This is a genomic window from Mycobacterium asiaticum (assembly GCF_001673365.1).
Lineage (GTDB): Bacteria > Actinomycetota > Actinomycetes > Mycobacteriales > Mycobacteriaceae > Mycobacterium > Mycobacterium asiaticum_A.
This window is the reverse complement of record NZ_LZLS01000023.1, coordinates 24,159-45,827: the sequence shown is the minus strand read 5'-3', so window position 1 is coordinate 45,827 and position 21,669 is coordinate 24,159. Positions and strand designations below refer to the sequence as shown.

Below are 21,669 nucleotides of genomic sequence, written 5' to 3'. Positions count from 1 at the left end.
TTCCGCTACTCACTGAATGACAGAGCGTCGGCGAGATGGCGGTATATCGTGGCGCGAGATACACCCAGCATCTTGGCGATGTCGGTGGCCGCGATGCCCTTGGCCCGAAGGCTGCGCGCCTTGGTGGCGGCGGTGTCATCGACCTTGCAAGGTCAACCGCCACCGTCCACGATACGTGCGGGGAAGCCTTGGCAAGACGGTTCGTGTCGGCCGGGCCGGCCCCGGGGGTGAATACGCGGGCGTGCATGTCGAGGCGAAGCTTGGACTGACTCTGCGCGACCTCTCCGACCGCATGGAACAGGTGGTCAGACCAATGGGGCACAACACGATCTCAGAGATTGAGCGCGGCGCGAGGCGGGTCGACGTGGACGACCTGATAGCTCTTGCTGCCGCGCTTGGAGTCTCGCCGGCAACGCTACTAATGCCGCTGACCGACAACGCTGACGAGACGACGGACGCGACGGTTGGGGAGGTGACTGCCCGTCGCTTGTGGCGATGGTTAACCGCCGAAACGCCTTTGGTCGCCGACACCGCCTCCGAAGTGTTCGCGTTCGTCGCGCGGTCGGTGCCGGACTGGGCACTGGGGACTGACTACCAGCTGGTCGAGAGCGGCCTGTCCCACAGCCGGAAATATTCGGTACGCCGCAGCGAACAACAACTGCCCGAGTCAGAGAAAGACGACCGTGGCAACGATTGAGAGCTACCTGCTGCCCCGCAAAGGCAAAGACGGCAAGGCCTTAAAGCCGGTGACGCGCTATATGGTTCGATATCGAACACCACAACACACGCAGACCAAAAAGCGCGGCTTCACCACTAAGCGGGACGCAGAAGTTTTCGCCGCCACCGTCGAAGTCGAGAAAATGACCGGCAAATACATTGCGCCCGCGCTCGGCCAGATTACCGTAGGTGACCTTGGCGCAGAATGGCTCACCCGCCAGGCCCATCACAAACCGAGTTGGTCGGCGCGGCTGGAATCAGTGTGGCGGGTCCACGTCGAACCAGCGTGGGGAAAGCGCCGTATCGGTGACATCCGACGAACCCAAATCCAAACATGGGTATCACAATTGACACTCTCGGCTTCGTCGGTGGCTCACGCGCATACGGTGCTGGCCGGCATTCTGGATGACGCGGTAGTTGACCGCCGTCTCGCCACGAACCCCGCTCGCGGCGTGAAGCTACCCCGGAAGACGATTACCAAGCCCCGCAGCTACCTGACCGCAGCGCAGGTGTCGGCCCTCGCCGACGAATCCAAGCACCCTGACATCGTGCTGCTGCTCGCGACGACCGGGCTGCGGTGGGGCGAGGACGACCGGGCTGCGGTGGGGCGAGATGGCCGCGCTGCGCGTACGCGACATCGACATCGGGCGTGGCCGAATCCGCATCGAGCGGTCAGCGTCCAAGGTGAATTCCAAGACGGTCATCGGCACCACCAAGACGCGCGCAGCACGCTCGGTAGCGGTGTCCGCGTCGGTGCTCAAGCTTCTGGCCCCGGCCGTGTTCGGCAAGTCCCCCGATGAGCTGTTGTGGTGCCGCGCAGATGGGCAGCCGTTGCGGCCTCCGACGACGACGCATTGGTTCGGCGCGGCGGTCAGGCGGTGCCAGGCGGTCGATGCGAAGTTTCCTCGGGTGACCGTGCACGAGCTTAGGCACACGGCCGCCTCGCTCATGATCGCCAGCGGTGCGAACGTCAAGACGGTGCAATCTCAGCTAGGCCATAAAACGGCGACCATGACGCTCGATCAGTACGGGCATCTGTTCCCCGATGATCTTGATGACGTGGCCGACAAGATGGACCAACTAGTCGACCCGTCCGCAAAGTGTGCCCAAAGTGTGCCCATGCGGGTCGAATCTGGGGATGAAAGTACCCACTGAACTGCATGTTCTCTTGTGGAGCTGCCGGGAATCGAACCCGGGTCCTACGGCATTCCCTCAAGGCTTCTCCGTGCGCAGTTCGCTATGTCTCTACTTGGATCTCCTGGTCACGCGAACTAGCCAGGATGACGATCCCAGTCGCTGTTCGTGTCCCGATGAGTCCCGCGACCGAACTCATCGGTGGATCCCTCTAGCTGATGCCGGGGTCCGGGGCGAGGGCGTTCCCGGTCCGACAGACTAGCTGTCGCTTAGGCAGCGAGAGCGTAGTCGCGCTGATGTGAATCGGCGCTTATATGGTTGCAACGACGCTTACGGTGGTCTCTTGCCTGCACCGGCACGCTTCCCTTGATTCGATGCGCGAAGTCGAAACCGTTCAGCCCCTCGCATCCCCGCCGATTGCTCGGCAGGACATCCCATGGTACGCCGCTATAAACAACGGGCAACTCAATTTTCTTCCCGCGCGCCACAAAGACGAGCACCCCCAGCCGGGGAACGACTGGGGGTGCTCGAAATGTGCTGCGCTAGCTGATGCCAACGACTTCCTGCGCGATCGCAGCAACGCGCGTTTGCGCGGCCGAGACGATGCTCTTGCGATCCTTGTGCGCTTCCTCGTAGGCGATGATCGCCCGAATGTCACTCGGGGCGGTCAGTTCCTTCACCGCGGCGACGGCTTCGGTGACGTTCAGCTCGTCGTAGCCGGGGATGGGCAGCTCGGAGGCGTCCAACACGCCAGCGGCGCTGCGTCCTGTGTGCAACGCATTCGCTACCCGACCGGCGCCTTCGCTGCGGGTCACCCGTTCCGCCGCACCTAAGGCCGCGTCGCGCGAAGCGGCGAGGGCCTTCGTTGCGATTTCGGTGGCGTTGCCGCCGCGCTGGACCAGCTCGTTGAACGCCGGCCCGCTGGAGCGCAATGCTTCAACGGCCCTGTCGAGGCCACGGGTCGACCAGGCAACCGGAAGGTTGACCAGCTTCACCGCCGTGCCTGTGGCCACCTGCAACGGTGTGCGGCGCAGCGCTGCCGGACCGCCGAGCGCGTCTTCGGCGAGCACAGTGGTCAGCCAGTCCACCGTCGCGGAGTGCGCGGTGATCAGTCGGTCGGCCAGGTTCTCGACGTCCTTTTGTTTGGCCGCGACGGCCAGTGCCTTGGTGTAGCGCGCACGGTCCAGCAGCTGGTCCTCGAGGGCCAGGTCGCCCAGTAGCGCCTCTTCGAATGGTTCGGCCTGCTCGGTCAGCGCCTTGACTGCCGCAGCGGCACGGCCCAGCAATGGACCGAGCACGTCGGGGTACCCGCCAAGCTTCCGTATCGCCGACTGGATGGCTTCGGCCCGCTCGCGGCCATTTTCGGCATTGCGGCTGAGTTCACGCCGCACAGCGTCGGTGCGTGCCTGAACCAGACGGGTTTCGGCGATTTGAACTTCGGTGTTCGTCAGATCGAGCAGAGTGCGAAGCTGCGCGAGCAATCTGGTCGTATCCGGTGCAGTCATTATTATTCGGCCTCCTAGTGGGTCGGGGATCGACGCAATATGCGCCCGTACTAGGTCGGCTACCCATCTCGCCCGGTAGATCAACATCGTCCGCCCGGATTTGTGACGTAGGTCGCAATCGGCGGTGCGCGCGACGAATCAGGCTGTCAAATCACGAAATTCATGCGCTGGACAACTTGACCGGCGAGTTCCTTGTCGCCGTCGAATTCGACATCCTGGCTGCGCGCGGGGCATAACGGTCGCCCACCTGCGAGCCTGGTGAACTGCAGCGCGTCGACCCTGATCGTCGCCGTCGGTCCCGGTCCGCCGAAGTCATCGACCACCTGTGCTCGGCCGTCGACGCTGACGCGGATCTCGCGGCTATGCGGGCCGGTCAGCTCGAATAGCACCCGCGATCCCTCGGGTGCTTTGGCGAGCTTGCCCACGACGAACCCCATTGACGTCGCGACCTCATCGAGGGACAAACGCAGCGCCGAACCCTGCAGATCCTCGTCCGATGACGGGCGGCGCAAGCCGATTCGGATGTCCTGTTCGTGCATCCAGCAGTCGAACACTCGGATGCGCATGAACCGTCCGTAGCTGTCCGGACCTGCCGGGGTGAACGACACCGCATTCCATTCGTCCTCGGACATGCCTTCCAGCACTTTGCGGCGCGTAGCGGTCACCTCGCGAAACCGCTGCAGAACTTGAGATCCCGACTCGGCACTGAGATGGCGGACCCAACATTCGTTCATCACGCCAATGTCGTTGCGCACGTGCTCGAGCGCCTTGACGTCGATGTCCGGTTCGGGTGCGGAGACGCCTTGGAGGAATGACTCAGTGCCGATGATGTGCGACACGACCGCCTTGACGTCCCAGCCGCGCAACGCGCTGGCCGTTTCCCAGTCCTTTTCGGACAGGCCGTCTAAAAGCCCATCGAGGTCGTCCCAGACGGAGAAGAGACCCGTCAGCACCTCGGACTTGTCGAGCAGAGTTACGGGCCGGTCAGCTGCCATGGTCGGATCCTAGTGGGGATCGCAAGAGCCGCGTAGCGGGTCGCAGCGGGTCACCACCATCGGCCCCGTGGTGATCGCAAGAGCCGCGTAGCGGGTCGCAGCGGGTCACCACCATCGGCCCCGTGGGGATCGCAAGAGCCGCGTAGCGGGTCGCAGCGGGTCACCACCATGGGGCTAGTGGGGATCGCAAGAGCCGCGTAGCGGGTCGCAGGAGCCTAGAGACCGAACGCCAGCCCGTAGCGCACCAGGAACAAACCGACGACGGCCAGCAGAACCCCGGCAACGATCGTCCAGGCCGACCCGCCGAAGGCGACGACCACAACCCCGAGCACCACCGCCAGTAGCGCGTGGACGAGTCGAGCGCCGACATATAAGCGGTCGCGCAACACTGAAACCAATACTCGACGAGGAATAGAACGAAACAACCACACCAGGATGCCAACAAGCACCGCAGTGACAATCCCGGTCAGCACGCGCGGCACCACGGTCGAATGACCGTCGCTGTGCGCCGAGCCGACGAACGCGACAAACACGCTGAGCCCGACGGCAACCGGTGTCACGATCCGCAACATCCTGGTCACCACGGCACCGATGTTGCGGCGGAACAGGTTTCCCAATGTCGGGTCACTACCGGCCGCGCCGAGAAAACCGCGTAGCGCGTGGCCGAACTTGCCGCCGCGCAGCCGATTCACCGCCAGATTGTTCAGCGCCTCCGCGCTGCGCGGGTCCAGCGCCAACGCCTGCTCGTAGGCCGCAGACGATTCGGGGAGGCGACCCAGGTCGTGCAGGATGGATCCCCGCAGCACCAGCGTGTCGACGTCCGCGGGACCCAGGCGCATCGCCTCGTCTACCTCGATGAGCGCATCGCGCGGCCGGTGCGCCTTCTGCAGCACTCTGGCGTAGAGCCGGTGTGAAAGAACCTCATTGGGGTGCGTGGTCACTGTGCGCCACGCCATCCATAGCGCCTCTTGACCGCGGCCCTGCCCGTCCAGTGAGAGCGCATAAATCCGCATGGCCAGTTCGTCCAGGGGTGCGGCGGACAGCGCGGCGTACGCGCTCAACGCGGCTTCGTTGTGGTTGCCGATTAGGTACTCGGCACGTGCGTTGTGTGCCAATAACGTTGGATCGCTTGGGTGTTCGGCCAGCACACCCCGTAGCACGTCCCGCGCCCGCTCGTAGTTCTTCGAGTTGATGTACGCCTCAGCAACGACGATGGCTTCGGCCACCGGTTCGGGGCCGGACCCTGCCATTACCGAATTTTCCGGCGCCGCAAGTATTTTGCCAGCTCGTCGTAGGTACCGTCGCTGTTTGCGAATTCGACGACGTTGCGCGCGGTTTCGAACCACGGCCCGGTGCTGGGACGGATCTGGGCGACCGCAGCGGTGACGTCGTTCATCGACACGGGCCGCACCTGTCCGCTGCGCATCGAGTCGGCCATCGCCAATTGCGTTGCGCTGTCGCAGACATGCGCGAGGTCGGCCCCGGAGAAGCCCTCGGTGCGCCCGGCGACAGTCTTCAGATCGACACCTGCCACCGGCCGATCCCTCAGGTGATAGCGGACGATTCCGGCTCGGGCATCGGCGTCAGGCAACCCCACGAAGATCGTCCGGTCGAAGCGTCCCGGGCGCCGCATTGCGGGGTCGACATCCCACGGAGCATTAGTCGCACCGAGCACATAAACCCCCTCGTTGACCGAACCGGCCGAGTCGAGCTCCTCCAGCAGGGCGTTGACCACCGTGCGCATGCCGGAACTGCCGCTGAGTGCGGAACGCCGGTGCCCCAGCGCGTCGACCTCGTCGAAGAACAACACACACGGCGCGTTGCGACGGGCGTTGTCGAACACCGAGCGAATGCTGCGTTCGCTCTCCCCCAGCCAGCGGTGCAGCACGTCGGCAATGCCGACCTGGTAGAAATTGGCTCCAAGCTCACCCGAAATCGCTTTGGCGATATGGGTTTTGCCGCAACCCGGCGGACCGTACAGCAGCAGGCCGCCGCGAGCTGAGATCTTGTACGCCTTCATCAGATCGGGATTACGAATCGGGCCCAGCAACGAAAGTTCAAGCTGCCGTTTGACATCGGCCATACCGGCCACATCGGCGAGCCGCACGTTGCTGCGCCCTACAACGTCGAAGTCGCCCTCGGCGACAACGTCGGCGGCATCTTCGACGAACGCAGGCTCAATAATGTCGGCGACCTGTTTTTCAGCACTGGACCAGTCGAAGTCAGCGTGCGCAGCGGGAGCCGGCCCGCCGGCAAGCGCGGCGCTGCACCGCCCAAGCAAGCTCAGCGCGGCGGCGTTGGCCGCGTCGCGGGTCAGTGCCGCACTGCAGTGTCCGAGTGCTTCGGCGTAGCGCCCCTTGTCCACCAGCAGGCTCGCCAGATGCACCCGCAGTTCGACGACGTCGGGACTGCGTTCCACCGCCGCCGATAGTTCCCTGATGACGGGGTCCTCGTCCCCGGTACCCATCAGTTCATGCCCTTGGCCCGGCGCCCCAGTTCCCGCACGACTTCGCGCTGGGCGTCGCGACGGGCCATGTCCTGACGCTTGTCGTGGGCCTGCTTACCGCGTCCCAGCGCCAGTTCGACTTTGACCTTGCCCTCAAAGAAGTACATCGAGAGCGGCACCAGCGCGTAGTTGCCCTCGCGGATTTTGCCGATCAGGCTGTCGATCTGGCGTCGGTGCAGCAGAAGTTTGCGATTGCGTCGCGGCTCGTGGTTGGTCCAGCTTCCGTGCCGGTACTCCGGGATGTGCACGTTGCGCAACCAGATCTCGCCGTCGTCGACGGTGGCGAACGCATCGACCAAAGACGCGTGTCCCTCCCGCAAACTCTTGACCTCGGTGCCCTGCAGCGCCACCCCGGCCTCGAACACCTCGAGGATCGAGTAGTTGTGCCGAGCCTTGCGATTGCTGGCGATGATCTGCTTGCCGTCCCGGCGCGGCTTGTTCGCCACGCCTACCGCCGTATGTACAGGCGCAGCGTCGCGTATGCCGTCAAGCCGGACATCGCCACGCCGAGCAGCAACAGGATCGGCGAGATGTAGATGATGTCGGCGTAGTCGACTCGGGCGATTAGATGCGCTTGGTAGAACTGGCTCAGCGCGCCTTCCAGGAACAGCGCACGCACCCCGATCAGGCCCAGGACGGCGATGACGACACCCACCGTCGCGGCCAACATCGCCTCCACGAGGAACGGCAGCTGGGTGTACCAGCGGCTGGCACCGACCAAGCGCATGATGCCGATCTCGGTGCGCCGCGTGTACGCCGCGACCTGGACCATATTGGCGATCAGCAAGATCGCCCCGATGGCCTGAACCAGCGCCACGGCGAACGCCGCATTACTCAAGCCGTCGAGCACTGCGAACAGCCGGTCGATCAGCTGCTTCTCGTTCAGCGTGCCGCGCACCCCGGGCTGGCCTTCCATCGCCGCGGCGAATTCGGTGTGCTGGTCGGGACTGGTCAGCTTGACGATGAAGGACGCGGGAAAAGAGTCCTTGCCCGCAACGTCCTTGAACTCGGGAAACTTCTTGATCGCGTCCGCGTAGGCGTCCTGCTGGTTGACGAAACGGATCGACTTGACGTCCTGCCGGGTCTCGATCTTGTTGCGCAGTGCCCGGCACACATCACCACTGCAGGTGGGGTCGTTGGCCGACAAATCCTCGGTCAGATACACCTGGGTTTCGACGCGGTCGAGATAAATGGCCCGCGAGTTGTCGGCCAACCGGACTACCAGCAGTCCGCCCCCGAACAGTCCGATGGAGATCGCGGTGGTCAGGATCATCGCAACCGTCATCGTGACGTTGCGACGAAGGCCCGTCAGGACTTCGTTGAGAAGGAATCCGAAGCGCACTTAGCGATCCATCCCGTAGACGCCACCCTCTTCGTCGCGGACCAGCCGGCCCAGCGACAACTCCACCACCCGCTGCCGCATCGCGTCCACAATGTGGTGGTCGTGGGTGGCCATCAGCACGGTCGTCCCCGTGCGGTTGATCTTCTCCAAAAGATCCATGATGTCCTTACTGGTATCGGGGTCGAGGTTGCCGGTGGGCTCGTCGGCCAGCAATACCAGCGGCCGATTGACGTACGCGCGCGCGATCGCCACCCGCTGCTGTTCCCCGCCCGACAGTTCGTGCGGCAACCGATTGGCCTTGCCTGACAGGCCCACCGTGTCGAGCACTTCGGGCACCACCCGGTTGATGGCGTCGGCGCGCCTGCCGATGACCTCCAGCGCAAAAGCGACGTTGTCGTAGACCGTCTTTTGCTGCAGCAACCGGAAGTCCTGGAAGACGCAGCCCATCACCTGCCGCAGCTTGGGCACATTGCGTCCGCGCAACTTGTTGACGTGGAACTTCGACACCCGGATGTCACCTGATGACGGTGTCTCCGCAGCTAGCAGCAACCGCATGAAAGTCGACTTGCCCGACCCCGAGGGTCCAATGAGGAAGACGAACTCACCCTTGTCGATCTTGACGTTGATGTCATCCAAGGCCGGACGTGCCGACGATTTGTACTGCTTGGTGACATGTTCCAGGGTGATCATCACGGCACGCCAGTGTAGCCGGGTGGTTCGCCGGGAGGCGAAACTCAGCGCGCCGGGGTCGTGGTGGGCGTCGGGCCGGGGCCCGGAGGCGACGACGACGGTGGGCTGGTCGGGGTCGAGCTGGCCGGGCAGAAGGGTGGCGGCAGCAGGCACGGTGGCGGCGACGGAGACGGTGTCGTCGTGGTGGTCGTCGGCGGCACCGTGGTCGTCGGTGTCGGCGTCGGCGTGGGCGTGGTCGGCTGTTGTTGCTGCACCCGCGTGCGCGGCACCCACGTGTAGTTGGGGTCGGGGACGAAGCCCGGCGGCACCACCTGAGACGGCGGCGTGTTGCTGCGCGCCGGCTCCTGACTCGGACCGTAGGTCTCGTAGGTCCACCACAGCGCGACGAACACCACGATCAACACCAGTGTCGACGTGCGGACGCGCCCGCCGAACAGGTGGCTGGGCTTGCGGCCTTCTTCATTCTTGCGACGTCGCTGCAAAAGGTTCAGTTCGAATTTCATCGTTGCGCCACCGAACCCTTGTCTGCGCCAGTCACCTCGCCAGCCTCCGGTGAAGGGACGCCGCCGTCGTCGACAACCCCTACCGTCGCGTCGGCAGCGGTGACGATGCCGGCGCGGGCCAGAGCGCGGATGACCAGCACCCGTAGTTGCCGTCCGGCCTCGAACTGTTTGCCTGGCAGGGTGCGGGCCACCAACCGCAACGTGACGGTGTTGACCTCGATGCTTTCCACGCCCATCACGGTTGGTGCATCGAGCAGCAATTCGCCCAGCAACGGATTATCCAGTGCCCGCTCGCATTCCTGGTGCAGGACCTCGTTGACGCGGTTGAGGTCGGCACTCGTGGAGACGGGGATGTCGACGACGGCGCGCGCCCAGTCCTTCGACAGGTTGATCGTCTTGACGATGGTGCCGTTGGGGATGGTGAACAGCTCGCCATCCGAGGAGCGCAGCCTGGTGACGCGCAACGTCACGTTCTCCACCGTGCCGCGGGCCTCGGCGGCGACGCCCGTGACGGTCAACGACACCAGGTCCCCGAAGCCGTACTGCCGCTCGACGATGATGAAAAATCCCGCGAGCAAATCCTTGACTAGCTGCTGAGCACCGAAGCCCAGCGCCGCGCCGACCACTGTCGCGGGCGCGATGAGGCCCCCCACCGAGAACTGCAACACGCTGAGAATCTGCATCATCACGAAGATGGAGATCAGCACGATCGACACCCAGGAGATGACCGACGCAACGGCCTGGCGGTGTTTGGTGGCCTCCGAGCGGACCAACGCGTCACTTTCGGCGAAGCCCTCGTCAAGACTGCGCGTGATGCGTTGAGCCACCCAGTTGACGAACCGCGCGGCCAGCACCGCCGCGATCACCAGCATCGCGACCCGCACGCCCTTGTTGATGATCCATTCACCGATATGGCCGTGCCAAAAGTCATGCCATTGCCGCGCTGCGGAAGCTAGCGCGTTTGTCGCAAGAACCGTTGTATTAGTCGTCATCTTTCCTGTTACGCCACCGGATTCCCGCTTCCAGAAATCCGTCGATGTCCCCATCCAAGACAGCCGCCGGATTACCCACTTCGAACTCGGTGCGCAAATCTTTGACCATCTGATAGGGGTGCAGTACGTAAGACCGCATCTGGTTTCCCCAGGAGCTGCCGCCGTCGCCTTTCAAGGCATCCAACTCCGCGCGCTCTTCGGAACGCTTGCGCTCCAACAACTTTGCCTGAAGCACTCGTAACGCTGAAACTTTGTTCTGCAGTTGCGATTTCTCGTTCTGGCAAGTGACCACGATACCGGTTGGCAGGTGAGTGAGTCGAACCGCTGAGTCGGTGGTGTTGACCGACTGGCCGCCCGGACCGCTGGATCGATAGACGTCGACGCGGATGTCGCCTTCGGGGATTTCGATGTGGTCGACGGTCTCCACCACGGGCAGCACCTCGACCTCCGCGAACGACGTCTGACGTCGGCTTTGGTTGTCGAATGGACTGATTCGCACCAGTCGGTGCGTGCCCTGTTCGACCGACAATGTGCCGTAGGCAAAAGGCGCGTGGACGGCGAAGGTGGCGCTTTTGATTCCGGCTTCTTCGGCATAGGACGTGTCGAACACCTCAACGCCGTACTTATGTTGTTCAGCCCACCGGATATACATCCGCATCAGCATCTCGGCCCAATCGGCGGCGTCTACCCCACCCGCTCCGGAACGGATTGTGACCAACGCCTCACGTTCGTCGTATTCACCCGACAGCAAAGTGCGGACCTCAGTCGCTTCGATATCGGCGCGCAGGGCTTTGAGTTCAGCGTCGGCTTCGACGAGCGCCTTTTCGCCCTCCGCGCCTTCCTCTTCGCCGGCGAGTTCGTAGAGCACTGGCAGGTCATCTAGGCGTTGCCGCAACTCTTCGATGCGACGAAGCTCACCCTGGGTGTGGGACAGCTCACTGGTCACCTTCTGGGCGCGGGCTTGGTCGTCCCACAAGTTGGGGTCGGAGGCTTCCTGCTCCAGCTTCTCGATGCGGCTTTTCAGGCCGTCGACGTCAAGCACCCGCTCCACCGTGGTGAGGGTGGAGTCAAGGGCGGCGATATCTGCTTGACGATCAGGTTCCACAGGCGACCACGTTACCGGCAGCACCGTCTAGCATCAGAGACCATCAGGTGCACCCCGTGACTGCGACGCTTAGCTCCGTCCGCGTGGCAGCCGGGCCCGAACAGAAGGTAAGTATGCGTCCCTACCATGTCGCGATCGTCGGCTCTGGGCCGTCGGGCTTCTTTGCCGCCGCCTCCCTGCTCAAGGCCGCCGCTGCGTCGGAAGACATCGACGTAGCGGTGGACATGCTGGAGATGTTGCCGACGCCGTGGGGTCTGGTGCGCTCTGGCGTCGCACCCGATCACCCCAAGATCAAGTCGATCAGCAAACAGTTTGAGAAGACCGCCGCGGACCCGCGGTTCCGCTTCTTCGGCAATGTGGTCATCGGTGAGCATGTCGAGGCCGCCGAACTCGCCACGAACTACGACGCGGTGATCTACGCCGTCGGCGCCCAGTCGGACAAGCCGCTGAACATTCCGGGCGAAGACCTGATCGGCAGCATCTCGGCCGTCGATTTCGTGGGCTGGTACAACGCGCATCCACACTTCGAGGACAAGACACCGAATCTCTCCGGCGCCCGAGCGGTGGTGGTAGGCAACGGCAACGTCGCCATCGACGTTGCCCGCATTCTGGTCACCGATCCCAATGTGTTGGGACAGACCGACATTGCCGACCATGCGTTGGAGTCACTGCGTCCTTGCGGGGTCGCCGAGGTGGTGATCATCGGCCGACGCGGCCCGCTGCAAACCGCGTTCACCACGCTGGAGTTGCGTGAGCTCGGCGAACTCGAGGGTGTCGACGTGATTGTCGACCCGGCGCAATTCGCCGACATCACCGACGAGGACGCCGAGGCCGCGGGCAAGACCACCAAGCAGAACATCAAGGTGTTGCGCGGCTACAGCGAGCGCGAGCCACGGCCCGGCCATCGTCGAATCGTCTTCAAATTCATGACATCTCCGATCGAAATCAAGGGTGAGCACAACGTCGAACGGATTGTGCTGGGCCGCAACGAACTCGTGACCGACGAAAGCGGCTGGGTTTCCGCCAAGGACACCGGAGAACGCGAGGAGTTGTCGGCGCAACTGGTGGTCCGCTCGGTTGGCTACCGCGGTATTCCTACTCCCGGACTGCCCTTCGACGAAAAGCGCGGCACCATCCCGCACAGCGACGGGCGGATCGAAGGCAGCCGCAACGAATACGTCGTCGGCTGGATCAAGCGCGGTCCCACCGGGGTGATCGGTACCAACAAATCCGATTCCCAAGACACTGTCAACACCCTGCTCGCTGATCTGGCTGCTGCCGAACTATCGGACTTTCCCGACGACCACGCCGACAAGCTCCTCGGCTGGTTGACCGAGCGTCAGCCGAAGGTGGTCACCTCGGCGCACTGGGACGCCATCGACCAGTTCGAGCGCGCGGCCGGCGAACCGCACGGCCGCCCCCGGGTGAAGTTGGCGAACCTGGCCAAGCTACTGCAGATCGGCCACGGCTGAGCCCGGCCGGGGCCGGACGAAGCGGGCCGCCACTACCCCAGTAGCACTCCGGGGTTGAGGATTCCGGCTGGATCCAGCTCGCGCTTGACGGCTCGCAGTGCGGCGGCGAACGGGCCGGGGCGCTGCCGGTCATACCACGGACGGTGGTCGCGGCCGACTGCGTGGTGGTGGGTGATGGTGCCACCGTGGGAGCTAATCGCCTCGGAGACAGCGGCTTTCATCTCATCCCATTGCGCGTCGAGCGAGCCCCACCGCCCGGCGGCGTAGATACCGTAGTACGGCGCCGGCCCGTCGGGGTACACGTGGGTGAACCGGCAGGTCACCACCCCGGCGCTGCAAATCTTTGCGATCGCCGCCTGCGCCGCACCAGTGACCGCGGCGTGCAACTCGTCGAATCCGGTCCAGGTGCATGCGGTTTCGAACGTCTCGGCGATGACGCCGCGACGGGCCAGCGCGTCGCGCTGATACGGCATTCGCAAGAAGGCCGAGCGCCAGCTCTCCGAGGCGTCCGCAGCACCCGCTTCCGTTCGCTCGCCCTGAGAGTCGCGGCTGCGCTGCGCGATAACCCTGCCGCCGTGTTCCGCGGCGATCTCCAACGCTCGGTGCAGCCACGGGTCTATCGGATGGTCAGCCGATTCGAAGGCCAGCACCAACAAGCCACCGCCAACCGGGGTTCCGGCATTCAAGAACGCCTCGGCGGGGTCGAGCAGTCGGCAGTTAGCCGGGAACAACCCGGCCTGCGCAACGGTGCGGGTCGCCGCCACGGCCGCGGACCAGTCCTCGAACGCCACTGAGGCCGTGACCTGCCAGCGCGGGCGGTTCTGTAACCGCATCCAGGCCTCGGTGATCACGCCGAGCGTGCCCTCGGAGCCGATGAAGAGCCGGTCCGGGGACGGCCCGGCGCCGGAACCCGGCAACCGGCGAGATTCACTGACCCCAGCGGGGGTTACGACGCGCACCGACTCGGTCAGGTCGTCGATGTGGGTGTAGAGGGTGGCGAAATGTCCGCCCGCGCGGGTGGCCAGCCAGCCGCCCAGGCTGGAAAACGCGAAGGATTGCGGGAAGTGGCGCAGCGTCAAGTCGTGCCGGCGCAGTTGGTCCTCGATCCACGGCCCCAATGCGCCTGCCTGAATCCGGGCCGCCCGGCTGACCTGGTCTACCTCCACTACCGCGCTCATCGCGCTGACATCCAAAGTGATTGCCGGCTGGTCGAATCGAGGTTCTACCCCACCCACCACGGAACTGCCGCCGCCATAGGGTATGGCCGGAATCTGTTGGCGCGTACACCAATCCAGCACATCGACCACATCCTGCTCGCGGCGCGGACGCACGATAAGGTCCGGCAGGTGATCGAGCCGACCCTGCAGGTTGCGCGCGACGTCGCGGAATGCCTTTCCGCGCGCGTGACCGGCCCGGTCGACGACATCCGACGAGCACAACGCGGACAACGAAGCCGGCGGGGCGATCCGCGGACTTGGCAACCCAAGCGCATTCGGGTCCGGCGGTCGGTGGTCGGTGAGGTCGTGTCCGGGCAGCATGGCCGACACGCGCGCGACGAGGTCTCTCGTCTCCTGCTCCGTCAGGGCTTCTTCGAGCGTGCCCCAGCCCCACCACGAACGCATCGGGGGCAGTTATCAGCGCTTGAGGAGAACGAGTGCGCCTGCCGCAAGCACCAGCGCCAGGGTGAGCACGATTCCCCATCCGGTGCCGGCGAACACCCAGGTGACCACGATCAGCGCCAGAAACGGCGACGCCGCGAAAAGGGCGATCCCGGGGTTCTGCCTGAGCACCGCCAACGCACTCTTGGCGCGGATAGGGTCGATTTCCTTGCCTGCCATCCGTTCAGAATGCCAGGTGAGCACCACAATGCAACCCGTCATGCGGATCAGCGAGTATGGACACGACGAGCCGGAAGGGATGGCGACCAGAATGACGATCAGTGTCGACGAGCGCGCCGAGTTGAAGGCGGCGGTGCGCGGGCTGTTGCACGAACGGTGCACCGAGGCAGACGTGCGCCGCGTGATCGGCACTGACGATGGGTTCGATCGCGAACTGTGGGAGATGCTCGCCGAGCAGGGTGTGACGGGGGTGTTGGTCGACAGCGATTGCGGAGGCATCGGTCTGAGCGCACTCGAGGTCGAGGCGATCGCCGAGGAGATCGGTGCGGCGCTGCTCCCCTCCCCCTGGTTATCGAGCGCGGTGCTCACCGTCGCACTGATTCGGGCCGCCGGATCCCGGGAGGACAAGCGACGGCTGCTGCCCGGTCTCGCCGACGGCACGTCGATCGGGACGGTCGCCATCACCGGTGCTCGCGGCACCTGGACTCCGAAAGACGTTGGTGTTCAGGCCAGCCCCACCGAAACATTGTCGGGTAGCGCACATTACGTCACCTGGGGCCAGCTGGCCGACGTCATCTTGATCGTGGCAGACACCGCAGAGGGCCCCGGTGTGTTCGAGGTCGCGCCAAGCGCCCAAGGGTTCACCCGCAGCGCAGCAACGGTTTTCGACCCCACCGTGCGGCTCTCGACGTTTACCTTCGACGACACCCCAGCGCGTCGGCTCGGTAACGCGGGCTGGGAAGCGGTCCAGGACGCGCTGGACTCGGCCGTGATCGCGCTGGCCGGTGAACAGGTCGGCGGATCCCGCCGGATCTTCGACATCACCGTCGAATACCTGCAGACACGGGTTCAGTTCGGCCGAGCGATCGGAAGCTTTCAGGCCCTCAAACACATGGCCGCCGACCTGCTGCTGGAGAACGAATCCGCGATGTCGGCGGCACACCATGCGGCTGCGATGAATGCTTCGCGACACGAACAAGCAGACGAGGCACTGGCTTTGGCGGGATTCGTGTGCGCCGAGACCTATGAGTCCACCGCCATGCACGCCATCCAGATGCACGGCGGCATCGGGTTCACCTGGGAGCACCCCGCGCATCTGTTCTTGCGCCGCGCCCGCACCGGCATGCAATTGTTCGGCGCCCCGGCGCTTTACCGCGAGCGCTACCTCGTCTCGAAAGGCGCGTGAAATGTCGGAAAGCTCGTTGCCCACCGCTGAGCAACTCCGGGTCGAAGTCCGGGACTGGCTGCGCCACAACTGGACTGGTCTGCCCAAACACGATGACCCGTGGAGCAGTTCCCCAGAGCGCATCGAGTGGCTCGAGCAGGTCCTCGATGCCGGCTATGCGGTACCGACCTATCCCGCCGAGTGGTTTGGCCGTGGGTATCCCACCGACTTGGCGGCGGTCATCCGTCAGGAGTTCGCCGCCGTCAAGGCACCCGGGGCGGGTCAGGACAAATACAACATCCCTGCCAACACCATCCTGAAGCTGGGTTCGCAGGCGCTCAAACAGCAACTGCTACGGGACTTCCTGTCCGAGCGCGCCCGTACGTGTCTGCTCTACAGCGAACCTGGCGCCGGATCCGATCTTGCGGCCGTGCGCACCACGGCGGTGGAGCAGGGCGACCACTGGGTCGTCAACGGGCAGAAGGTGTGGACATCGGGTGCGCGAACGGCCGACTACGCGCTGCTGATCGCCCGTACCGACTGGGATGTACCAAAACACAAGGGCCTCAGCTTCTTTCTGCTGCCGATGAAGCAATCCGGCATCGACGTACGTCCGCTGGTGCAGATCACCGGCGAATCTCATTTCAACGAGGTCTTCATCACCGACGCCACCGTTCCGGAGCATCATCTACTCGGCGGTGAGGGCAACGGCTGGCGTGCACTGCAGACCGCGCTGGCCTATGAACGGTCCATCATGGGTGACACCGGGCGCGCTTCCCGCAACCGATCTCGGGCGGACGACCTGATCGCTCTGGCACGAGAGCACGGACGCCTCGAAGATCCCGCGGTGCGGCAGTCGCTGGCTGATGTGGTGGCCATGCGAGAACTCAACGCGCTCAACAACGCTCGAGCCAAGGCCACCGCCGCGCAGGGCACGTCGAGTTCGATCATGTCGTTGGGCAAGCTGGCGATGTCACGAATCCTGCACGCCGAGGCGCGGCTGAAAACCGAGCTGATCGGGGCCTCAGCGCTGCTTGCCGGCAGTGAGAATCCCGAAGCCGACGACGTCAACTTCCTTGCGCTCAACGCATTTTTCACCTCGATCGGTGGTGGCACCGATCAGATCCAACGCAACATCATCGGGGAACGAGTCCTAGGTCTGCCCAAAGAGCCCGAGGCTGACCGCGACATCCCATTTCGCCAGGCCCGCCGCAGCTGAGCACATACGGCGTTCTTGGTTGCGAGGGATGGTGAGGACCGAAGTCCCTATTGATCCACGGTCCGAATCCGTAACGTCGTTGGCGTGGACATCGAGGTCGTCAAGAGCGCAATCCTCGTGGCCTGCCGGGCGCCGTCAGTGCACAACAGCCAACCGTGGCGATGGGTTGTCGAGAACGACGCGGTTCATCTTTTCGCCGATCGCAACCGAACCGTGCCCGCCACAGATCATTCCGGGCGCGATGCACTGCTGAGCTGTGGCGCCGCACTTGACCACTTTCGGGTGGCGATGACCGCTGCGGGCTGGCGGGCCGGAACCGACCGTTTCCCAAATCCGAACAATCCCGCGCATCTGGCGACGCTGCACTTCAGCAAGCTCGACCACGTAACCTCGGCCCAGCACACCCGGGCGGCGGCGATTCTGCAGCGCCGCACCGATCGGCTGCCCTTCGACCGGCCCAGCTTCTGGGGCCAGTTCGAACCTGTGCTGCGCACCATGATCGCTGACGACATAGCAACGGTTGAGGTCTTGCGCAACGATCACCGCGCAGACCTCGTTGCGGCTTCCAAGCTCAGCGAGGCGCTGCGCCGAGACGACGCGTCATATCACGCCGAACTAGATTGGTGGACTTCGCAATTCACCTTGTCCGAAGGTATGCCGCCCTCGGCGTTGTTGTCTGAAACCGAACGTTCGCGGGTCGGCGTGGCCCGGGAATTTCCGGTGCGCGGCCACCAGGATCGGCGTCCGGAAGTAGCTTCGGACTGCTCGAAGATTCTGGTGTTGTCGACACCGGATGACACAAGAGCCGATGTACTGCGGTGCGGCGAAGTACTCTCAACGGTGCTACTGGAATGCACCATGTCCGGAATGGCGACCTGCACCTTGACCCACCTGATCGAATCGAGCGAGAGTCGCGACATCGTCCGCGAACTGATCGGCAGACGCGGCGAACCGCAAGTCTTGATCCGCGTGGGAATAACGCCCGCGATGGAGGCACTTCCGGCTCCGACTCCACGCCGACCCCTTGAGACTGTCCTGGAAATTCGCCATGAAAGGTTGAGCCGATGACCGACGAACCGATCACCGTCCTATCCGAAAGCCAGAGTTGGGACTTGCTGGGTACCGCCACGCTCGGTCGGCTGGTGACCAACTTCGCCGGTGAACCGGAGATCTTCCCAGTCAACTATGTCGTCCAACACCGCTCGATACTGTTCCGGACGGCCGCCGGCACCAAGCTGTTCTCGGCGATAGCCAACCGCACGGTGCTCTTCGAGGCCGACGACCACACCGTGGAGCAGGGCTGGAGTGTGATCGTGCGCGGCCGCGCCCAACTGTTGAAGACCGACGCCGACATCGCCGAAGCCGACCGGGCCGGACTGTACCCGTGGATCGCGACCGTCAAGCCCAACTATGTGCGGGTGGTTCCGTCCGATATCACCGGCCGCCGTTTCGTTTTCGGGCCGGAGCCCGACCGCAACGAAACCGTTTCGTAAGCGGTCTCAGCGCACCAGCAGCGCATCGAGCTCAGGTGCCTGGGCATCAGCGCCGCAAAGCCGTCGGTGCATCGACCACGCGATTCGTCCGGCCTGCACCTTGGCGTGCCGGGCAACGGGTCCGTCAAACATGTCGTCGACGGCCGCATGCCACAGCGTCACCCACCGGACGAAGTGGCGGCCCGCCAATGGCGTCCGGTCATGCAGTGCCCGGTGCACCGTCAGCGCACTGCCTCGATAACGGCCGGCGCGAAACAACACCGTCTCCCAGAAGTCGCACATCGTCGGGATATGCCCGTCGAGCCCGGCAGCCCTGAGGTCGCTGAACGGCTGGTACAAAACCTCGTCCTGCAGCGCCATGCCGTAGAAGTGTTGCAGCAGGGCCGCAATGTCCTCACGATCAGCCAAATCCGCGCAAGGTCGGCTCACGTCATACCACCAGGGACAGCGGTCCACGCCGGGGCGGGTTTTGGCGCCGCTCACTGATTTTCACCAGTCTCGCCACGGCCGCCTCAATTCCCCGTGCCAGTTTGTCTGCGTCGACGACCACGTCGTAGTCAGTGAGTATCCCGAAGAAGAGGTCATCGGCGTAGCTGAGCATTGCCACCCCGGTCCGTAAATCCATCGCCAGGGGCGGCACCGGGTACAGCCCAACTATCTGCTTGCCCAACACCCGCAACGGCAAGCGCGGCCCGGGCACGTTGGTTGCCACGGTCGCCACCCCACGTTGGGGTAGTCGCATCAACAAACCCACCGTCCAGGCACTCAACGCGAACGGAACACGATTTGCCAGGGATACGAACACATTTCCCGCCTGCCGTTGACCGCTGGACTTTGCCCGATTCAAGCGGTCGTGGACGGTCCGCAACCGCTGCACCGGATTCTCCTCGTCCACCGGCAAATTGGGCAGCAGCAACGACACTCGGTTGTCGGCAGTTTCGAACGCATCGGCCGAACGCACCGATACAGGCACCAGTGTCCGTAACGAATCACGCAGGGGCTTGAGACCGCGCTCGATCATGACGTTGCGGTAAGACTCGGTAATCGCTGCTAAGGCAACATCATTGACGGTGACATCGAAGCTTTTCGAAATCTGCTCGATGTCGGACATGGCCACCCGCGCCCCGCTGTAGCGACGCAGGTCGCTGAGCGGGCCGTTCAGCGACGACCCCCCTGGGTTCATTAGGCCCGCGGCGATTTCGCCGGCGCCGTGCGCGGCCTGGATGATGCCCGCGGTCAGCGCGGCCGAAGCGGCCCACAACCCGCCGAGCAACCCCCGGCTCTGGTTGGCGCTGTCGGCCCCCTTTTTGCTCGCGTGGGCTTTTTGGACGTGGTGGGCAAAACTGTTGCCGCGGATGCCGTCATCACACAGCCCGGCAAGTACATGTGTCGCCGCGATGCCGTCGGCCATGCAGTGGTGCAGCTTGGTCAGCATCGCCCAGCGGTCCTCCGCGAGGCCCTCGATGACCCAGACCTCCCACAGCGGCCGATCGCGGTCCAGACGGCGGGCCATCACGTCGGCGATCAGCGCGTACAGCTCGCGCTCGTCGCCCGGTTGCGGCAACGCGGCACGCCGCACGTGCCTCTCGATGTCGAAGTCGGGGTCGTCCACCCACTCGGGGGCGCCCAGGTCCAACGGGTGCAACCTTAGCCGCTGTCCGAACCGGGGGCAGCTGCGGATGCGTTGTCCGAATGCCGCAACCAGCGCCTCCTGTTGCGGGGCCGGTCCTTCGACCACGGCCAAGCCCCCGATGGCCAGGCTGACCCGCGAATCCACGTCTTCGGCCTTGAGAAACCCGGCATCCAGTGTGGTCAGCTGGTCCATGACAAACGCCCCTTGCATCACGGTGGAAGTTATCTGCTACTCGTAGTCCCACTATCCCCTCGCCGGGGTGGTCCACAGCAGGGCCAAAGGTCCCTCGGTACCAGGGCTTCGTGCTCTGCCACGGCACCGGTAAGCGGACGATCCTGGAATGCATGATCACCGTCATCGACAAGAAGGGCTCGGCGCCCATGAACGCGCAATTCCCGGATGCCGACACGCTGCGGACGGTCCTCACGCTGGCTACCCGCGCGCCGTCCATCTACAACACTCAGCCGTGGCGATGGCGAGTGGGCGCCGCGCAGTTGGATCTGTTCGCAGAACCCGAGCTGCAGCTGCAGAGCACCGACCCGGACGGGCGTGACTTGATGATCAGCTGCGGCATCGCGCTACATCATTGCGTCGTCGCGCTGGCGTCGATGGGCTGGCACGCCAAGGTGAGTCGCTTCCCCGACCCGGCCGATGCCCGCCACCTGGCCGCCATCGAGGTGGTACCTCAGGTTCCCGATCAGGCGGACATCGCGCTGGCTGCGGCCATCCCGCGGCGCCGGACCGACCGGCGTGCCTACAGCTCTTGGCCGGTCCCCGGCGGAGACATCGCACAAATGGCCGCCCGCGCGGCTCGGGCCGGAGTCATGCTGCGTCAGGTCGATGCCATCGAGAGAATGAAAGCTATTGCGGTGACGGCGGTCTCGAGTCACGCGATTGACGCCGAATATATGCGCGAACTCACTACGTGGAGCGGACGCTACGGTTCGGTGGCCGGTGTTCCGGCTCGCAGCGCGCCACGGTCGGACGTCAACTCCCCGTTCCCGGGCCGTTTGTTCGCGGATCCCAGTCTGGCCCAGCCGTCGGGCATCTCGCCCGCCGACGACAGCGCCGCGATCCTGGCACTGGGCACCGAGAACGACGATGCGCTGGCGCAACTTCGCGCCGGCGAGGCCACCAGCATCGTCTTGCTGACCGCCACCGCAATGGGGCTGGCCTGCTGTCCGATCAGCGAGCCACTGGAAATCCCGGAGACCCGTGCTGCTGTTCGCGCCGACGTATTCGGCGCCAGTGGCTACCCGCAGATGCTGCTGCGGGTGGGCTGGGCCCCGGTCAACGCCGATCCGCTGCCGGCCACCCCGCGACGTCGGCTAACCCGGGTCGTCGAGTGGCCCGAGTAGTC

The 21,669-nt window shown here is 64.5% G+C and carries 23 protein-coding genes, 1 other RNA gene and 1 pseudogene; 8 read left to right on the top strand and 17 right to left on the bottom strand.

Annotated features, from left to right (window positions below; genetic code table 11):
* Nucleotides 1-5 precede the first annotated feature (5 nt).
* Nucleotides 6-116, bottom strand: a pseudogene (locus A5634_RS28545) (helix-turn-helix domain-containing protein); the annotation flags it as partial.
* Between the two features lie 125 nt (nt 117-241).
* Here A5634_RS28545 and A5634_RS29125 point away from each other — a divergent pair.
* Complete coding sequence (locus A5634_RS29125; protein ID WP_253861457.1) at nt 242-697, top strand: helix-turn-helix domain-containing protein; 456 nt, start codon at nt 242-244, stop codon at nt 695-697.
* Between the two features lie 40 nt (nt 698-737).
* Here A5634_RS29125 and A5634_RS29120 read toward each other — a convergent pair whose 3' ends face one another.
* On the bottom strand, nt 738-947 hold the full coding sequence (locus A5634_RS29120) for a hypothetical protein (RefSeq protein ID WP_155769314.1): 210 nt from the start codon (nt 945-947) through the stop codon (nt 738-740).
* Between the two features lie 382 nt (nt 948-1,329).
* Between A5634_RS29120 and A5634_RS29115 the strand changes: the two genes are divergently transcribed.
* The gene (locus A5634_RS29115; protein ID WP_081290140.1) at nt 1,330-1,872 is read left to right on the top strand and encodes a site-specific integrase; all 543 of its coding nucleotides are present in this window, start codon (nt 1,330-1,332) and stop codon (nt 1,870-1,872) included.
* Between the two features lie 13 nt (nt 1,873-1,885).
* Here A5634_RS29115 and ssrA read toward each other — a convergent pair.
* The 11 genes from ssrA to prfB form a co-directional block, all read right to left on the bottom strand.
* Nucleotides 1,886-2,253, bottom strand: a transfer-messenger RNA (tmRNA) gene (gene ssrA, locus A5634_RS02520).
* 140 nt (nt 2,254-2,393) lie between these two features.
* Entirely contained in the window at nt 2,394-3,356 is a 963-nt protein-coding gene (locus A5634_RS02515; protein ID WP_065142510.1) for a hypothetical protein, read from the bottom strand.
* A gap of 146 nt (nt 3,357-3,502) precedes the next feature.
* Nucleotides 3,503-4,351 (bottom strand): maleylpyruvate isomerase family mycothiol-dependent enzyme, encoded by an 849-nt coding sequence (locus A5634_RS02510; RefSeq protein WP_065142509.1) that lies wholly within the window; start codon nt 4,349-4,351, stop codon nt 3,503-3,505.
* A 215-nt stretch (nt 4,352-4,566) separates the two neighbouring features.
* Nucleotides 4,567-5,601: a tetratricopeptide repeat protein gene (locus A5634_RS02505; RefSeq protein ID WP_065142508.1), complete on the bottom strand. Its 1,035-nt coding sequence runs from the start codon at nt 5,599-5,601 to the stop codon at nt 4,567-4,569.
* Nucleotides 5,601-6,818 (bottom strand): AAA family ATPase, encoded by a 1,218-nt coding sequence (locus A5634_RS02500; protein ID WP_065142507.1) that lies wholly within the window; start codon nt 6,816-6,818, stop codon nt 5,601-5,603. The genes A5634_RS02505 and A5634_RS02500 overlap by 1 nt, the downstream gene beginning before the upstream one ends.
* Nucleotides 6,818-7,303, bottom strand: coding sequence for an SsrA-binding protein SmpB (gene smpB, locus A5634_RS02495; RefSeq protein WP_065142506.1), 486 nt, complete (start codon nt 7,301-7,303; stop codon nt 6,818-6,820). The genes A5634_RS02500 and smpB overlap by 1 nt, the downstream gene beginning before the upstream one ends.
* A gap of 2 nt (nt 7,304-7,305) precedes the next feature.
* A complete protein-coding gene (ftsX, locus tag A5634_RS02490) occupies nt 7,306-8,199 on the bottom strand; it encodes a permease-like cell division protein FtsX (protein WP_065142505.1) in 894 nt (297 codons plus the stop codon).
* A complete protein-coding gene (ftsE, locus tag A5634_RS02485) occupies nt 8,200-8,889 on the bottom strand; it encodes a cell division ATP-binding protein FtsE (RefSeq protein WP_065142590.1) in 690 nt (229 codons plus the stop codon). It lies immediately after the preceding gene.
* A 44-nt stretch (nt 8,890-8,933) separates the two neighbouring features.
* Nucleotides 8,934-9,392, bottom strand: coding sequence for a hypothetical protein (locus A5634_RS29110; RefSeq protein ID WP_081290139.1), 459 nt, complete (start codon nt 9,390-9,392; stop codon nt 8,934-8,936).
* On the bottom strand, nt 9,389-10,384 hold the full coding sequence (locus tag A5634_RS02480) for a mechanosensitive ion channel family protein (protein ID WP_065142504.1): 996 nt from the start codon (nt 10,382-10,384) through the stop codon (nt 9,389-9,391). The genes A5634_RS29110 and A5634_RS02480 overlap by 4 nt, the downstream gene beginning before the upstream one ends.
* On the bottom strand, nt 10,374-11,489 hold the full coding sequence (gene prfB / locus A5634_RS02475) for a peptide chain release factor 2 (protein WP_065142503.1): 1,116 nt from the start codon (nt 11,487-11,489) through the stop codon (nt 10,374-10,376). The genes A5634_RS02480 and prfB overlap by 11 nt, the downstream gene beginning before the upstream one ends.
* A gap of 113 nt (nt 11,490-11,602) precedes the next feature.
* Between prfB and A5634_RS02470 the strand changes: the two genes are divergently transcribed.
* Nucleotides 11,603-12,961: an FAD-dependent oxidoreductase gene (locus A5634_RS02470; protein ID WP_065142502.1), complete on the top strand. Its 1,359-nt coding sequence runs from the start codon at nt 11,603-11,605 to the stop codon at nt 12,959-12,961.
* 32 nt (nt 12,962-12,993) lie between these two features.
* Here A5634_RS02470 and A5634_RS02465 read toward each other — a convergent pair whose 3' ends face one another.
* Both A5634_RS02465 and A5634_RS02460 read right to left on the bottom strand, forming a co-directional pair.
* Nucleotides 12,994-14,583: an FAD-binding oxidoreductase gene (locus tag A5634_RS02465; RefSeq protein ID WP_065142501.1), complete on the bottom strand. Its 1,590-nt coding sequence runs from the start codon at nt 14,581-14,583 to the stop codon at nt 12,994-12,996.
* Between the two features lie 12 nt (nt 14,584-14,595).
* A complete protein-coding gene (locus A5634_RS02460) occupies nt 14,596-14,799 on the bottom strand; it encodes a hypothetical protein (protein ID WP_065142500.1) in 204 nt (67 codons plus the stop codon).
* A gap of 91 nt (nt 14,800-14,890) precedes the next feature.
* Here A5634_RS02460 and A5634_RS02455 point away from each other — a divergent pair, with 91 nt between their 5' ends.
* From A5634_RS02455 to A5634_RS02440, 4 genes are all read left to right on the top strand, one after another.
* On the top strand, nt 14,891-15,985 hold the full coding sequence (locus A5634_RS02455; protein WP_065142589.1) for an acyl-CoA dehydrogenase family protein: 1,095 nt from the start codon (nt 14,891-14,893) through the stop codon (nt 15,983-15,985).
* Between the two features lies 1 nt (nt 15,986).
* Nucleotides 15,987-17,183 (top strand): acyl-CoA dehydrogenase family protein, encoded by a 1,197-nt coding sequence (locus A5634_RS02450; RefSeq protein ID WP_065142499.1) that lies wholly within the window; start codon nt 15,987-15,989, stop codon nt 17,181-17,183.
* A 90-nt stretch (nt 17,184-17,273) separates the two neighbouring features.
* On the top strand, nt 17,274-18,251 hold the full coding sequence (locus A5634_RS02445; RefSeq protein WP_065142588.1) for an Acg family FMN-binding oxidoreductase: 978 nt from the start codon (nt 17,274-17,276) through the stop codon (nt 18,249-18,251).
* Complete coding sequence (locus tag A5634_RS02440) at nt 18,248-18,676, top strand: pyridoxamine 5'-phosphate oxidase family protein (protein WP_065142498.1); 429 nt, start codon at nt 18,248-18,250, stop codon at nt 18,674-18,676. Before A5634_RS02445 ends, A5634_RS02440 begins: the two co-directional genes overlap by 4 nt.
* A 6-nt stretch (nt 18,677-18,682) precedes the next feature.
* Here A5634_RS02440 and A5634_RS02435 read toward each other — a convergent pair whose 3' ends face one another.
* Nucleotides 18,683-19,036, bottom strand: coding sequence for a group III truncated hemoglobin (locus A5634_RS02435; protein ID WP_253861461.1), 354 nt, complete (start codon nt 19,034-19,036; stop codon nt 18,683-18,685).
* Nucleotides 19,037-19,106: 70 nt separating this feature from the next.
* Nucleotides 19,107-20,501, bottom strand: a complete 1,395-nt coding sequence (locus A5634_RS02430; RefSeq protein WP_065142496.1) for a WS/DGAT/MGAT family O-acyltransferase — start codon at nt 20,499-20,501, stop codon at nt 19,107-19,109.
* 188 nt (nt 20,502-20,689) lie between these two features.
* Here A5634_RS02430 and A5634_RS02425 point away from each other — a divergent pair, with 188 nt between their 5' ends.
* Entirely contained in the window at nt 20,690-21,667 is a 978-nt protein-coding gene (locus A5634_RS02425; RefSeq protein WP_065142587.1) for an Acg family FMN-binding oxidoreductase, read from the top strand.
* Nucleotides 21,668-21,669 lie beyond the last annotated feature (2 nt).